Below are 14,240 nucleotides of genomic sequence, written 5' to 3'. Positions count from 1 at the left end.
GACATCAGCTCACTTTAAAGACAAAGGTGTTGCTATCGCCCTGACTACAGCGCAATTCGGTTTCCACCGCGCTGTAATACGTACCGGCGTCCTTGATCACCGCCATCGCCCCGCCTTGAGGCGTCAAGGTGACGCTGTCGGCCAGACGCTGCAGAACGGATGCGATGGACGGACAAGCCGCGTGGTGAACATCAGACAGTGTCAGGGTGAAAGCCGCCCCGGCATCCGCCTGCGCAACGCTGACTTCACCACTGGAGCCCAGGCCGTGCCGCACCGTAGCAGCGCCACCGCTGCCGGTAATAGAAAAAATGCCGGAATCCCGCAGCATATTGGCCAGGTTAGCCGTACCTATGCTGCTGTACGGCGTAGCGCTGCCGTCGGAAGCGTTGACTTTGGCATGGAGTACAAAACGGGCCAACTCTTCGCCCACTCTGGGAACCTTACTTTCAATCACATAGCTTCTGACGGTTGGAATGGCGATGATGGCCAGCAACAACACAATCGCCATGACAACGGAGATTTCCACCAGCGAAAACCCTGCTTGCTCATGACAGGCTTTATCGTGCTCGGGCTTGTTCATCGGGCCTTCTTGCCGACGCCCCTCATTAAATACACTTTGTATAAACATAGAACACTCCTTCTGGTTGTTAGGAAGATCTACTGACTGGCATGGAACAGAGCCAGCCCACGACGCAAATCATCAATTGCGGCGTAGTGCCACAATGCCACCGACAACACCCCTGCCACGGCGGAAAGCAGCAGACACCACCGCATGACCCCCGCCTGCCTGGCGATTGTTCCCAGAACATGGTTTTCTACCCAGGCGCTGCAATGCCGCAGGCCTTCAACCAAGCCTGCCGCCGCAACCATGTCATCAAGGAACCAAAGCTGAGGCGGGTCAAGCAAGCCTGTGTCAAAAACTGACGCGCCTGTCCTGCCGGAATCAATCCGGCTCAACATGGACTCCACATGCATAGACATCCAGGGCGTAGCCCCAAGCACCTGGACCGACAGCGCCATGCGTAAACGCGTAGATCCGTGACCTCCACGCCCCAGAGCAACGGCCAACAAAGCGAGAAAGCGCAGCGCATGCACCTGCCTGTAGACGCGCCAAGGGCCTAGCGCATCCATATACCGGCGCAAGTAACCAACGTATTTGCCAAACGATTGCAGCAGCAACCACAAAGCCAGCACCAACGCGGGAAGCACCCAAGGCCATACCCGCTCAATCATGTTGGAGAACTCGAACAACGAACGGATAGCGCCCCCGTAGTATTCAGGAGGGATGACTTCGAAGCTGGTTCGCAGGCGCGGCACTGTAAATCCAGGAACGGCCAAGAGAGTCGCCACCATCACCATGACTGCGACAACGGCGGTCAGCAACGAGGCCCGCAGAATCGCTCTAGCCGATTCCAACACTTTCAACACTCGAGACAGTTCCCCCAGAGTGTCGATCAAAGTCTCGTTGCCCTGTTCTTGGGCACTGCGCAATACCGCCAGCTCAGTCACCGGGAACACACCGGACCAAGTCGCGTAGAGATCTCCGCCGGCGGCCTGAAACAGGCTGAGCCAGCGGTGTGATAAACGCCCGCGTGGGGTATCAACACCGTAGCGCCGCGCGTCAGCCGCAAATATTTGTTTAAGCGTGCGTGCTCCGGCTGCTCCGCGCAACAAGGCCGCCAGGTAGTCGTAGTACGCTCGCCTGCCTTGATTAAAACGCCATGCATCCAGCGCAAGCTGAAGGTCCTGCCAGAAAAGTGAAGCCCTGTGCGAACCAGGTTGCCGACGTGGAGCCGCCCCTCGCTTACTTTGTAGTGCTCTCATGCCTGCCCCGCCGCTACACCTCCGGCGGCAACGGCGCCGGACGCAAGGTTGGCGCCGGCGCGCAGCCGCGCCTCGACCGAAAACGGATGGAAATGCTGTTCGATGTCTGCCGGATCAAACCAACCCCTGTAGGCGGCGTCCATAGCGCTGGCCATGGCACTGCGTACAGGCACAGGAAACCCTCCTCGACCACGCTCCCTCACCCATTCCAGCCATTGGGGATGCGAACGCGGCTCAATCATTTCCGCCGCCACCGAACGGCCTTGATAACCATAGAGCTCAGACAGCCCTTGTACGCGACAAGCCGGACAGCCATGCGGGTTGCGCAGGCGCAACCCTTCTACAGGCCCTGGAAAAACAACGCTCAAGAATTCCAAACGCTGTTGAAGACGAGGGTTGCGGCGCACCGCAGGCAACATAGGCATGGCGCAATCGCACAATTTGGGAAGCAAGGCCTGCCACACCAGAAGCTTCAGTGTGCCCGGCATGGCGAGGAAGTCGCGTGAGACACCGATGAAATCAGATGCCAGACGTTCAGGGATAAAAACTGCCGAAGGTGCATGCACCGTGGTGTAGAGATTGACGCCCGAACCGGCCAGATCCATAAAAGCCAGTCCTGTTTCCCGATCGCGGACTTCCCCCAGCAGCACATCACTCATGGCAGATCGCTTGAGCGCCCGCAGTTTGGTGGCAAACGCCGCATGAGCGTCAGTGTCCAGCCGTCTGGCTATGGAGTTCTGTATGGCACCAGGAATGGTGTATTCCACAGGGTCTTCTATTGTGACGACCTTGCGGTCCGCCGGCAGTCGCGCAATCAGAGAAGCCAGCGTTGTAGACTTCCCCGACCCCACTGTGCCGGCAAACACTACCGCCCCGCCTCCTGAGCACAAAGCCTGTTCCAGCAACGCAATCTGCGCGGGTGGGTAGCCCAAAGACTCAAGCGGGGGAATATTGGCTAGCAGGTTCTTTTCCAGCAGGCGCAAGCACACGCTGGGCCCTGTTTCAGAGGCCATTGAAGCCCAGCGCAACATAACTTCACGACCAGCATAAGTACGTGAAAGACTGCCTTGTTGCTCAATGCCCGGATCAAATACGGCGCCGTTTCCACCGGAAATATCCATCCAAGCAACTGCTAGCATTTCCATTAACATGCGTGTCGGCATGCGTCGGAAACACTCGGGCGCCACGTAGCGGCCACACAAGGTGTACTTCACCTCGGATTCCGGCTCGCGCAGATTGACATTCAAATGCAGATCGCTGGCGCGGTTCACCACACCCCATTCGACCAATTCGTGAAAGGCCTCAGCCAACGCACCCCGCCCATCCACAGCCTCCACCAAGCCAGCTGAAGTACGAAACGCATCACGAGCCACCGCCAGCAACAGGCTGGCATTCAACACATACCTGGCAGGTTCCGCCATGAGATAGCCCGCCTGTTTGAGGCGCCGCGCCAGCTCATCGGCCTGATCACTTCCAACATGCTCGGCCAGCGCAAAGATGGCCGCAGAACCATCTTCCAGCTCGACCGGACACAAGCGCGCAGCCAATCCTTCTACACCAAACTGGGTACTTAATGAACGCCGGAGCGCCGGCTTGAGATTCAACAAAGCTTCCGTATCGGGTAAGGTGCCAGCGCTGGCTGCCGCATAACGAGGCAGCTCGCAGACGTCGCGAACACTCAGCACCGAAGTCGTATCCCGATACGCGGCTGACCGCCACCCTGCTAATCGCTTCAACATTATTGCTTCCCCCCTCGCGGCAGACACAGAACGGTTTCCACTCCCTGGTGCTCCAGCCGCACACAAGCGCCCGCCACTTCTCGAAGCTGGTAGGTTGCCGCACCTGCGGTATGCCCAACAGGAAGGCTTTGCCCTTTCATGAACACCCAGGCTTGCGAGCCACTGCGCACTTCCGCAAACAAACGCTTGCCCACGCCGTAAATGCCAATCAACTGAAGCGCATCCCCGCCTTCTGAGACGCCACTGATAACGGCTGTCCCCATGGGCGCACTGTTTTCGCCAATTGCCCCTTGGCCCCGCCGCTGACGCGCTGCCGCCAGCGCCTGTTCTCCTTCTAGGCGCATCAGTTCACGCACGGTAATAAAAGCATGCTCCTGCGCACCCACCGGATCAGCTGCCCGCGCCATCGAGGCCACGATTAACAAAGGAAGGCACAACAGAATGGGGGGTATCGATTTCATAGAGCACTCCGGACAATGAAATACTCAAGCCACTGGCCCGCAATGAAGGATGATCCATCACTGCCACCTGCAACACGACTCGCTGCCAACTCATGTGCTGAGTTTCCGGCAACAGCAGGCTGAGCGAGCGCAGCGGCGCCTGCAAATGAATTGATCGTCTCTGATAACCGACGATGCCGGGCGAGCGCGGAACTGGGCGTTGCTGCGCATCCAGCGGTGCGGCCACCGGCAAGGGTTCGGGCGCCTCGAGACGAAACTCTGAAAATGCGGGCAGCATGGCCTGCACAGCGCTGACAAGGTGAATTTCGTTATGACGTGAGCCTTGTAACCGCACAACTCCCAGCGGCAAGGCCTGCATGGGAACAGACCAGGCGGCCACAGCGCCTTGCATGGGGTCGAACGACAGCGTCCAACCTGGCAGAGCGGCATCCTGCAAGCTCTGATTATCCCCTGCTTCATCACGCCGGTAATTTGCCCGACATTGCCAGTCGGTGTCCTGAGGCCAGCATTCCACTTGTGTGAGCAGCCAACCAGACAGATAAGCGGGTACCGTATATAAAGCATTGAGCAGCGTCTGCAAGCCGCCCACCCCATGCACAAGATGACGCTGCGCCGTGGACGCCATGGCTTCCTGCCATGCTTGATGAGGGTCGACAGTATGGGCATCAGCGCCGGGCTGCCTGCGGCCCGGCCAATCACTGCCTGGGCGCCACACAGCAACCAGCGCCAGCAGGCCGATCAGTAACAGGCCTGCTGAGCCCTTGGGCGACAGCCGCCGGCTGCGCACCAGTTCGCCCCCTTCTTGGGCCGCTTTGAAAAGCGTGTCCAATAGCCCGGATTGCGTTTGGTTTTCATCATGCACCATCAGGCCAGGGTGAGCCTGCCGCAATAATTGAAGCGCCTGATGCGCGCCGGCCTGGTCGTCATACAACTGGTCAGTGCGCGTCATGACTGCGCCCTCATGCACAGCTACCACCCATTGCCTGTTGACTGACAACGGAAGAATGAAGGCAACGGTTCCGCGAGGGTGCAGGCCCGCCAACACTGCGGCAGCACTACAACAGCGTTGTGAACCACGAATCTTGGAGCTTGCGCGCCACAGCCCGGCCGAAGCCGCTGCCCCCGCCGCCACTACGTAATGACTGGCGCCTTGGCGTCGCGCCAGCGCGCGCGCCTGATTCTGCGGGTGATTACCCAATAAGGGGAACCATTCCAGACCAAAAGCCAGGCTGACTCCATGGCGCTCAAGCGTTGTGCGAGAAGATCCTCCCATAACTTTAGAACCCTTCTTCCACATGAGCGGTAACCACCATGATGGTGGTCAGCCGCTGGCTGCCCGCACGATCGCTACCCCCTAGGGCGAGCGGCAGACCAGGGTTCAGTCGTCGCGCTTCAGTTTCCTGGCGGCTGCGGTCAAAGCCGGAAATCACCAGGGGCTGCCCAGGCATGAGCGCTACCTGCTGTACCGTGCCGTTACCGTCAATCGTGATCTGCTGTAATTGCAGCGGGTTGTCACCGTCTCCGAAAGTCACAGACTTCAAGGGTTGTGCCACTGTGTTGTCATACGCCACCGACAGGAGTACCTGGCCATCTTCCTGTGCGTCAGGCATGAGAGTAATCAGCGAACCCACGGTTTCCTCGCGCTGACTGACCGACACGGAAGGTAATGCAGTATCAAAGTTGGTGTGCTGGGTAACAGTCTCTACTTTGTCTATATAAGAAAAAGTGGTACGGACCGCATGCGTAACGGGACGACGATTCAATGTCAGCACCGGCAGGCTGTTGCGTCGCACCACATGCCCCACCTTACCCAAAGCTTTAACCAGAAGCTCGCTGCCGAGAAAGCGGCCATCTGTCACCCCCACGCTGAGTGCACCCGCATCTGGCGACGACACACCCGCCATACTCGTAGCCGCAGCAGCCCGAGCGCCCGTAAACACAATATTCCAATCAATTCCGGCTTCAGCGCCATCCTCGATCAGCACGGTAAGCTCTTCGAACAGCAGGCGTACTCGGCGTGTCAGGGCGCGATTCTCACGCTCAATAAATGCGGCCACGTCACGCAACACTTCAGGAGTGTCTGTGACCACCAGCATGGCTGACGCTCCGGGCTCTGCCACCACCGAACCAGCGCGCGATAGGAATGGCTCAACCCGAGCTTTGACAGATGCGAGCGGATCATGCCGGAGCAAAGTCAGCTCAGTGCGGGATGTACTTGAAAAACCTTCACGGGAGGAAGTCTCCTGCAAACCCAGAGAAGCATCTGCGGCGGCCTGCAAAGTCAGTAAGCGAACATCAAAAGCACGCGTTTCGGTTCGGTAGAACTCTATGCGTTCATCTTGGTAACGCCACCTGACACCCAAACGAGCACCAATACGGTCAAGCGTATGCGCCAAGGGCTCGGGCCCCCCATCAAGACTCACGGTGCTATCAGCTAAATAAGCAGGCTGCACTCCTGCGCCCAGGCCCAGCCGCGAAACGAAAGCTTCGAGCGGCAGCAGGCTTTCAGGCCGCACGTGTACAGGAATGCCCGTTGCCCGGGTGATGCGCTGCGCCAGAACGGGCAGGGGCGCGGGGCCGCCAACAAACAGTAAAGTTGTGTCTACATTGGCCCGCAAAGCCATTGGCAGGGTGACCTCACGGGCCAAAGGCTGTGATTTTCCTGCCAGCCAGGGCTGATCCACATCTTGGGCGGCACGATGGCGTTGCGCCTCGGATGCAGCGGTAAAGCTTTCGTGCGCCGCTTCAATGCGTTCCCCAGCCGCCTTGATGGCCTGGCCGATTTCTATCATGCGCTCATTCAATGCACACCCAGACGATGAGCCTGCCAGCGCGGCCAGCACCACAACACGCGACAGCCCTGTTTTACAGTGGTTGTTCATGACACTGCCCCCCGGCCGGAACGGCGATCACATGCCTGTGCGTAGGGGACTACCCGCAAAACACGGTTGGAATAGAAACACGGCTGCAATGGGCGATCACCCAGCTCAGTGGCAGCCAACAGCTCGCGCACCGCCGATTTGAAATCGGTTTCAAAACTGGCTGCTCCCACCAGGGGGATATCCACATCGACCGCCCAGTGCTCAGACGTGAATGTCCAGCCGGCTCCCTCGGCCCAGCGCCCGAGGGCTTGCCTGATGGTTTGATCGGCAGGGCTGACGGTGTAGCGATGAATTGGCGCACCCAAATAGCTGGCAGCCCCGTCTGCAACCTGTGCGGCCTGTGCGACCGTCGAGACCTCGGTACCGGGTACCGCCGCCCAATCCGGGTAAAGTTCCGTTCCGTCAGCAGGCGAGGAGCTAACTTCAACCGCCTTGGGGATGGTCATCGCTAGGCTGTGAGCTAGGCCCTGCCCATCCTCTTTGCTAGACCTGGAGGTCTGTTCCGAGTCTGGCACAGAGAAATGCTGCCCCGCGTAGCCAGCCTCGCTAGGCTGCGCTGCCATCGGCGGCGGCATTGCTGAAGAAGCCGCCACAGCGGAAGGCATAGCTGTAGATACGGTTTTTCCCTTCCTGCTGATGCTGCCACGTAAATGCCCTCCGCGTAACTCCAGGTGCTCATAAACACCGTCAACCACCATATAGGGCGGCTCGCGCCGATAGGTCAGCGGCCGCCACCCGGCGGCGGTGGCATCAAATACGGCCGGCCAAGCGCCTTCGGGCTGAAACTGCAGCCACATCGATGTGCCGTCATCAAATACTTGCACCGGCATGATTTCAGGGTCGCCTGTCAGTTGCCAATCAAAACTGAATTGCGCATAGCCTCCGCCGGCTCCCATGGGTGCAGAACGGCCGGACTGGCCAGGAGGAGAAAATGGCCAGGGCCAGCCGACCGGCCCATAACCCGCTTCCGGCCCCGCACAGCCGGACAGAATGAAAAAAAACGGAATAAGAAGACGGACGAGAATCATGGCCTGGCATCTGTATGAAAGTTTGTGATAACAGCCAAAACCGGCATACGACGAAATCATGCCAATGGCTGTTCAGAGCCGCCAGACCGAGATATACGAACAGATTTTTTGATCAGATGGGCGGATTCGTCCACCTGGAAAAAAGAAAAACCCGGAATCAGTGATCTGTGATTCCGGGTTTCAAGAAGATAAGCACGACTATCGCAACGCCAACAAATCTGCTGACTGGTGGGCGATGGGGTACGTTGCTCGCTCCAGTGTTTTTAGCGCTTCATGATTTTGCCTGCTTCCGTGCTGGCGGTTTTAAGCGTAGTCATAGCCGGCTGGTTGCCTGCAAGCGCCTGCGTCAGTTGCTGGTGGAACATATCGCGGATTTCCAGGTAATTCTTGACACGGAAACCGCGTGCTGTGTCATCAGCGGAGTCTGCGTGCGCAGCTACCATGGTCGACCATTGATCAAGATTCTTGTAATAAGTACTGCCGGTTTCTTCCAGAGCCTGTTTGGTCAGAGGAAGATAGCCGGTTTCCTGGTGCCACTTGGCCGCCCGTTTGGGGTCTGCCAGAAACGCCAGGAAGGATGCGCTGGCCTTGTCGGCTTCTTTGGACTGACCCGCAATCACCCACAGGGCCGAACCCGACATGAAGGGGTTGCCCGGCTGTGAAGTCACTTCAGGGTAGTACGGCAGGCCCGTCACCCCGAAATCCAGTTTAGATGCAGCACGGAACTCGCCCAGATTTCCCGAAACCGACAGCAGCACGGCGCATTCGCCATTAGCGAAACGCTGTGTAGCGACTTCGTTGAATTCGGGCTTGACCATGAGTTCGGAACGAACCCAGCTGATCATCATGGACAGATGCCTGACATACATAACATCGAACATGAAGGCGGGCGTACCGCGCCCTTTCAAGCCATTGCCTTCAGAGGTATAGGGCTGCTTATTGACGGCGGCCAGGTTCTCAAGGTTGATAGAAACGGGTTGATCGCTGGTGAGCGGGCAACGGCGCGAACCATTATTTGCCAGCGTGACCAATTGATCTTGCAAACCGCTCCAGGAACGCTCCGGTTTGGGATCAAGACCCGCCCGCTTGAAGGCGTCGATGTTGTAATACATGACTGGCACTTCAGCCATGTACGGGAAAGCCAGCAACCGGCCTTTGCCGTCACGCGCGAAGGCATTGTTGCCACTCGAAAACCAGGTGGCGTTCGGGATGGGATGATGCGCCAGCAAAGCATGTAAAGGCTGGACAAAGGAACGCGCACCGGCTTCGGGCGCACGGTTTTCTTCAAGCTGGGCAATATGCGGTTTGTCGTCGCGTTTTTCAGCGCTTTCGATGGCGCGCTCGAGCTCAGTGGTGGAGTTGAACACCTTGAGGCGGACTCTGACATCGTCTTGCGAACGGTTGAATGCCTTGACCTGCTCCTCAAAAACTTTGGCATTGTGCGGGCTCAAAGCGTGCCAGACCCGAATATCGGTGGCTGCCGATGCGCCAAAAGCCATCATGGTGGCCACCGTGGCGGACGCCCACGCGAAAACGCGCGCCGACTTAGTGGTGCGTGCAAACCTTGATCGATTCATAACTCGTTCAACCCAGAAATGGAAACTCGGGCTCAGGGCGCCGGCCGTCGATGAGATCTGCCAGCGCCTTGCCTGAGCCGACACCCATTGTCCACCCAAGCGTTCCGTGCCCTGTATTCAGGTAAAGATTGGAAATTTTGGCCCGCCCTATAAGGGGGACGTTGGAGGGCGTTGCAGGACGTAACCCCGACCAATAGCATACATTATCAAAATCCAGGGAACTTGGGAACAGTTCCCGGGCCAATCGCCACATCTGTTCACAGCGTGCTGTGTTCAGTGCTCTGGAGTACCCTGCTAGTTCTGCCGTGCCTGCCATGCGCAATTTGCTGCCAAGGCGGGTGTAAACCACTTTGTGCTCACTGTCAGTCAGGCTCACCACCGGCGCAGCGTCTTCATCAATAATGTTAAACGTAGCGGAATAACCCTTGGCGGGATAAACCGGGCACGCCACACCTAGCGGCGTGACAAGCTGCGGCGTGTAGGCGCCCAAAGCCGCTACATAGGCATCGGCGCGCAAAGACTCGTAGCAGCCATCCGGCCCGATGAGTTCGGCACTGCTTACCGACCCACCCACAGTCACCAAGCGGCTGACCTGCGTTTGATAACGGAACTCCACCCCAGCCGCTTCTGCTTTTTTAGCCAGTTCGCTCGTGAACACGAAAGCGTCGCCAGACTCATCTTCAGGGGTGTAATCCCCCCCTACTATCGTATGACGCGCCGCAGCCAGCGCCGGCTCAATTGACACGATTTCGTCCGTACTGACAATGCGGCGATCCACTCCGTGATCGCGCATGATTTCCGCCAGCTTCTGCGAGCTTTCGAATTCAGCCGTACTGCGATAAAAATTGAGGATGCCGCGTTCCTGCTGCTGATACTCGATACCCAGCTCGCGCCGCATATCTCGCAGAACACCGCGGCTGTATTCCGCCATGGCCACCAGAGCACTGACGTTGTGAGTAACGCGAGCGGGCAGGCATTCTCTGAGAAACTTCAGCCCCCATAGCCATTGGCGAGCATCGGGCTGCAACCTGAACAGCAAAGGCGCGTCATCGCGCATCAGCCATTTGAGCAATTTCAGAGGCGCTTGGGGGTTGGCCCAAGGCTCAGCGTAGGAAACAGATATCTGCCCGCCGTTGGCGCGGCTGGTTTCCATACCGGCCTGCGCCTGCCTGTCGATCACCACAACATCGTGGCCAGCCTGCTTCAGCCACCACGCTGTCGAAACCCCAATAATGCCACTGCCCAGTACCGCGATCTTCATGTGATTACCTCATTGTCTTCCGGCCCGCGCGGACGAGCCGGAATCATTGCCTTGCCCTGCCTCAGACCGAGTGTGCAGCCGTGGTAAACGCATCGGCATAAAACTCTTCTTCTGGCAAGTTGCAGTGCGTAGTGAAATCCTGGCGAGCGCTGTCTACCATGACAGGTGCACCGCAAGCATAGACTTGATGGCCGGAAAGATCCGGAATGTCTTCCATGACAGCCCGGTGCACAAACCCGCTGCGCCCCTGCCAATTGTCCTCTGGTAAGGCTTCCGAAACAACCGGAAAATATCGAAAGCCCGGCAGCTGGTTTTCCCATTCGCGCGCAAGGCCATCCATGTAAAGATCTACCGGACGCCGCCCGCCCCAGTACAAATGCACGGGTCGCTTGTCGCCCACCGCAATCATGTGCTCAATCATGGCTTTGATGGGCGCAAACCCGGTGCCGCTGGCCAGAAACACGGCGGGTTTATCGCTTTTCCGTAGGAAAAAAGAGCCCAACGGCGCTTCAACACGCTGGATCTCGCGCAATTTCATTTGCGTCGCGCCAACGCCAAACACGTGGTCGGTAAAGGCGCCGCCTGGTGTGTGGCGAATATGCAATTCCACCAGGTTGGCCTCATTGGGCGGCGTCGCCATGGAATAGCTGCGCCGTTTCCCGTCGCGCAGGATGAAGTCCAGATACTGCCCTGGGTAAAAGCGAAACGGATCGGACGCCGGTAACTGCACTTTAAGCACCATGACGTCATCGGCCAGCTTTTCCATTTCCACAATGCGCGAAGGCATCTTGCGAATCTGAATATCGCTGGCCATACGCACTTCGTGAGCTTCAATGGTGAGGTCGCTCAGCGGCTTGGCTTGGCAGAACAAGGTATAGCCTTGTTCACGCTCCTCTTCAGAGACTATCTGGGCGGTATTCGGCCCCCCTTCGTAGGAACCTTCAACCACCCTGCCTTTGCAGGTCGAACATGCGCCATTGCGGCAGCTGTATGGCAGGACAATACCTGCGGCCAATGCAGCATCGAGCACAGACTGACCGTCTTCGACAGTAAATTCGTGCTGACTAGGCAGTACGGTGACCTTGAAACTCATATCTTAGATAAATCCAGTAAAAGTTCTTTGCCTGTATTTTATGGCCACAGGCCGGAATCCCTTATGAACGCCGCAATAGTTTAGGTTGAGGAATTTTAAGAGACAAAGCCCGCCCTTTCCGGGCCCGCTTACCGATGTAGTCCGCCAGCTCATCCATATCCAGGACAAGCTCCGTTTCCTTCCGGCGGTAAATGCCCCGGGCGATCAGGCCCTGAGGGCCGATGGCCACCCACTGGGCCAGCGCGTCGCCAGCGTCTAACCCCATGAGTTGCGTACCCCGCCCACCTGTCATGGTCTTGAGCTCGGTGAGCGGAACGATGAGAAACCGGCCCTGTTTAGCCAGCATGGCCAAATGGGTGTCATCGGGTTTCAGCAACAAGGGCTTCATCCACACGCCCCCTTTATCCAGCGAGAAGAACTGTTTACCCGCCCGCTGCCGGGTAGTGAGATCCGCATGGCGCACGATAAAGCCATGGCCGCTCTGGGCCGCCACCACGTAGCGGTTATCCGCAGGCCCGGCCACCATGTGCACAATGCGCGTGCCCGGTTCGATTTCTATCATCGACGTAATCGGCTGGCCATCACCACGCGCAGACGGCAGATTCGCCACCGCCACGGTATATACGCGCCCCGTGTTGGAAAACGCTACCAACTCATGTGTGCTCAGGCACTCAATGGCGTCGTACAGGCTGTCCCCTGCCTTGAAAGAAAACTGGCTCGCATCGTGCCCATGGCCTTGGCGGGCGCGCAACCAGCCCTTTTGAGAAACGATGACGGTAACAGGCTCTTCAACCACTTTGGTTTCAAGCACAGCGCGCTCGGCAACTTCAATCAAAGTGCGGCGATCGTCGCCAAACTCTTTGGCATCCGCCTCGATTTCTTTAATCATCAAACGCTTGAAGGCTGCCGGGCTATCGAGTAATTCCTGCAACTTCTTCTGTTCAGCACGTTGGCGCTCAAGTTCCTGCTCGATCTTGATGCCTTCCAAGCGTGCCAGTTGCCGCAAGCGCATTTCAAGAATGTCTTCGGCTTGGCGTTCGCTAAGGTTGAAGCGCTCCATCAGCGCCGCACGCGGCTCATCCGATTCGCGAATCGTCTGGATGACCTCATCAACATTCAGATAGACGACCATGCGGCCTTCTAGAACGTGGATGCGATCGGTGACTTTATCCAAGCGGTGCTGGGTGCGCCGCGTCATTGTGTCGGCACGGAAGGACAGCCACTCGGTAAGCATGCCACGCAGGCTGGTCTGACCCGGGCGGCCATCGCGTGCAATACACACCAAGTTGGTGGGCACACTGGTTTCCATGCTGGTCTGAGCCAGCAGCGCCGTGACCAGTTCGTCACGCGGAATGCGGCTGCTCTTGGGCTCAAACACCAAACGGACAGCCGCTTCTTTGCCCGACTCGTCACGCACCGTATCCAGCAAACTCAGCATCAGGGCTTTGGTCTGTTGTTGCTCATTGGAAAGTGTTTTCTTGCCTGCCCTCACCTTGGGGTTAGTACGTTCCTCAATTTCTTCCAGCACTTTCTGAGAAGACGTGCCTGGCGGCAGCTCCGTGACCACCATCTGCCACTGACCCCGTGCCAGCTCTTCAAAGTGCCAGCGCGCCCGGGCTTTAATGGAACCGCGCCCCTGCTCATATATTTGCCGGATTTCCTCGGGAGAGGAAATAATCTGCCCCCCGCCGGAAAAATCAGGGCCTGGCACCAACTCGTACAGCGAGTCATCGTCCAGTTTGGGATTACGAATTAAGGCAACGCAGGCTGCAGCGATTTCTCGCAGATTATGCGAGGGGATTTCCGTCGCCATGCCCACGGCAATCCCGGATGCGCCGTTCAGCAGCACCACGGGCAAACGTGCAGGCAGCAAAGCGGGCTCTTTCTGGCTGCCGTCATAGTTGGGCAGAAAATCTACGGTGCCTTCGTCGAGCTCATCAAGCAGAACACGCGCAAAAGGCGTGAGCCGGGCTTCGGTATAGCGCATGGCCGCCGCGTTGTCGCCGTCGCGTGAACCGAAGTTGCCGTGGCCGTCCACCAAGGGGTAACGCAGTACAAAGCTTTGCGCCATGCGCACCATGGCGTCGTAAGCAGCCTGATCGCCATGCGGGTGGTACTTACCTAAGACATCGCCCACCACGCGAGCGGATTTCACCGGCTTCGCACCCGGCCCCAACCCCATGGCCTGCATGGCGTACAAAATACGCCGCTGCACCGGCTTCTGGCCATCTGACACATCAGGCAATGCGCGGCCGCGCACAACCGATACAGCGTAATCCAAGTAAGCCTGCTCGGCGTACAAAGCCAGGGTGATGTTTTCGTCATCGGCGGGCATCCCCGCCTGTGTTGCATCCATTTAAATTCTCCGCTTCAGG

11 protein-coding genes are annotated in these 14,240 nt (G+C 58.1%); all 11 read right to left on the bottom strand.

The genetic code is table 11. The features are described from left to right. Positions 1–4: 4 nt before the first annotated feature. Entirely contained in the window at positions 5–628 is a 624-nt protein-coding gene (locus VRY85_RS09365) for a pilin (RefSeq protein ID WP_414598324.1), read from the bottom strand. A gap of 29 nt (positions 629–657) precedes the next feature. Then, positions 658–1,824, bottom strand: a complete 1,167-nt coding sequence (locus VRY85_RS09360; RefSeq protein WP_414598323.1) for a hypothetical protein — start codon at positions 1,822–1,824, stop codon at positions 658–660. Next, the gene (locus VRY85_RS09355; protein ID WP_414598322.1) at positions 1,821–3,563 is read right to left on the bottom strand and encodes a GspE/PulE family protein; all 1,743 of its coding nucleotides are present in this window, start codon (positions 3,561–3,563) and stop codon (positions 1,821–1,823) included. Before VRY85_RS09355 ends, VRY85_RS09360 begins: the two co-directional genes overlap by 4 nt. After that, positions 3,563–4,024, bottom strand: a complete 462-nt coding sequence (locus VRY85_RS09350) for a hypothetical protein (RefSeq protein ID WP_414598321.1) — start codon at positions 4,022–4,024, stop codon at positions 3,563–3,565. Before VRY85_RS09350 ends, VRY85_RS09355 begins: the two co-directional genes overlap by 1 nt. Beyond that, positions 3,954–5,297, bottom strand: a complete 1,344-nt coding sequence (locus tag VRY85_RS09345) for a hypothetical protein (protein WP_414598320.1) — start codon at positions 5,295–5,297, stop codon at positions 3,954–3,956. Before VRY85_RS09345 ends, VRY85_RS09350 begins: the two co-directional genes overlap by 71 nt. A 4-nt stretch (positions 5,298–5,301) precedes the next feature. Then, complete coding sequence (locus tag VRY85_RS09340) at positions 5,302–6,906, bottom strand: hypothetical protein (RefSeq protein ID WP_414598319.1); 1,605 nt, start codon at positions 6,904–6,906, stop codon at positions 5,302–5,304. Then, the gene (locus tag VRY85_RS09335; RefSeq protein WP_414598318.1) at positions 6,903–7,934 is read right to left on the bottom strand and encodes a TcpQ domain-containing protein; all 1,032 of its coding nucleotides are present in this window, start codon (positions 7,932–7,934) and stop codon (positions 6,903–6,905) included. The genes VRY85_RS09340 and VRY85_RS09335 overlap by 4 nt, the downstream gene beginning before the upstream one ends. A 263-nt stretch (positions 7,935–8,197) precedes the next feature. Further along, positions 8,198–9,511 (bottom strand): extracellular solute-binding protein, encoded by a 1,314-nt coding sequence (locus tag VRY85_RS09330; protein WP_414598317.1) that lies wholly within the window; start codon positions 9,509–9,511, stop codon positions 8,198–8,200. 7 nt (positions 9,512–9,518) lie between these two features. Then, on the bottom strand, positions 9,519–10,772 hold the full coding sequence (locus tag VRY85_RS09325) for a D-amino acid dehydrogenase (RefSeq protein ID WP_414598316.1): 1,254 nt from the start codon (positions 10,770–10,772) through the stop codon (positions 9,519–9,521). A 61-nt stretch (positions 10,773–10,833) separates the two neighbouring features. After that, complete coding sequence (locus tag VRY85_RS09320; protein WP_414598315.1) at positions 10,834–11,865, bottom strand: CDP-6-deoxy-delta-3,4-glucoseen reductase; 1,032 nt, start codon at positions 11,863–11,865, stop codon at positions 10,834–10,836. Between the two features lie 61 nt (positions 11,866–11,926). Beyond that, positions 11,927–14,221, bottom strand: coding sequence for a DNA topoisomerase IV subunit A (gene parC, locus VRY85_RS09315; protein ID WP_414598314.1), 2,295 nt, complete (start codon positions 14,219–14,221; stop codon positions 11,927–11,929). Between the last annotated feature and the right edge of the window lie 19 nt (positions 14,222–14,240).

The sequence above is a fragment of the Achromobacter sp. F4_2707 genome, assembly GCF_047501535.1.
Taxonomy (GTDB): domain Bacteria; phylum Pseudomonadota; class Gammaproteobacteria; order Burkholderiales; family Burkholderiaceae_B; genus Yanghanlia.
This window is presented reverse-complemented; position numbering and strand designations above follow the sequence as displayed.